Source organism: Lactobacillus sp. UMNPBX6 (assembly GCF_002553975.1).
GTDB lineage: Bacteria > Bacillota > Bacilli > Lactobacillales > Lactobacillaceae > Lactobacillus > Lactobacillus gallinarum.
In genome coordinates this window covers 1-1,189 of record NZ_PCZD01000115.1, presented here as the reverse complement: position 1 = coordinate 1,189, position 1,189 = coordinate 1, and the positions used below count along the sequence as shown (strand labels likewise).

Genomic DNA, 1,189 nt, shown 5'->3' with positions numbered 1-1,189 from the left:
TCAGCTTGGCCCTATCCATCCCCGCATTAAAATACGGGGATTTTCGGGCGTTTTTCATTAAAATACTCATGAAGCCGGCTACTGAAGCAATAATCGCAGGGCCATAGACGATAATCTGCATCCAGCCTGCCATAAAGCCACAGATTCGGCCATATAAATTTTCAATATATACATATAGCCCACCAGTGTATGGCATCTGGGCTCCGATTTCGGCAATCGTTAGCCCACCGGTAAGTGTGATCAGTCCACCAAAAATCCAGGCGATAATTGCCATAGTACTTGAACCTGCACTATCTAATACGGAAGCTTGCTTAAAAAATAGACCTGAACCAATGATGGTACCGATTACGATGGAAATGGCTGAACGAAAACCAATTGAGTGTTTTAGGTTATTGTTGGGTTGTTTATCTGCCATAGTTTTCCTCCATAGAAAAAGCCTGAACCTACTTAATTATCATGAGTAGATTCAGGCTATGAATTATCTGTATGCCAAAACTACTCAAGTTCAGTTAGAAGAACTTGAGCTAGATGAAGTTAACATTGCCTTAGCGTCTAAATAATTCATGATGATAGTCCTCGTTTAAAAAAGATTTATATTAGACTATCATGAATATTTTAATGAAGCAAACTATTTTTGATTAAAAAAGAGCCAGGTTTCCCTGACTCAATTTCATATAAATTAAGTTTTATGCAAATACTTCTTCGATGTTTAAGTTAACTACGAATGCATTTGGAAATTCAGTCTTAGCTAAAACTTTCTTTGCATAGTCATCATCTTCGTGAACTTCTGCAGTAGCAAGTACCCTAACTGCAGTGTGTGATGGAACATCAGCTGCAACAAGAGCAACCTTTGAACCGCGCTTAATGTTTTCGTAAGCTTCACCCTTAGTCTTTTCAAGGTATTGTAAGTGGCTTGGGTCTAAGACAGTCATTGAGCCCTTAGGACCAACTTGTGGGTTACCATCAGCATCAACAGTTGATAAGTAAACTAAGTTATTCTTGAAAAGGTTTGCTTGTTCTTCAGTAAGCTTGTTAGTATTTAATTTCTTCATAGACAATACATCCTTTCAATTTATCGATATACTAAGTATACATCAATTTGATGAGACCGTAAAATAGTTTGTGTAAGGAGTAAGTTTCAGACTTTAAAATACCTACGATTTCAGTTACAATTAAATTCATAAAAGAC

The 1,189-nt window shown here is 36.9% G+C and carries 2 protein-coding genes; both read right to left on the bottom strand.

Going from position 1 to position 1,189, the window contains the following annotated elements; all coding sequences use genetic code 11:
- Positions 1-415 (bottom strand): amino acid permease (locus CP357_RS09890; protein ID WP_143468738.1); only part of this gene is annotated, 415 nt, incomplete at its 3' end.
- 271 nt (positions 416-686) lie between these two features.
- Complete coding sequence (locus CP357_RS09885) at positions 687-1,052, bottom strand: pyridoxamine 5'-phosphate oxidase family protein (RefSeq protein WP_025006431.1); 366 nt, start codon at positions 1,050-1,052, stop codon at positions 687-689.
- Between the last annotated feature and the right edge of the window lie 137 nt (positions 1,053-1,189).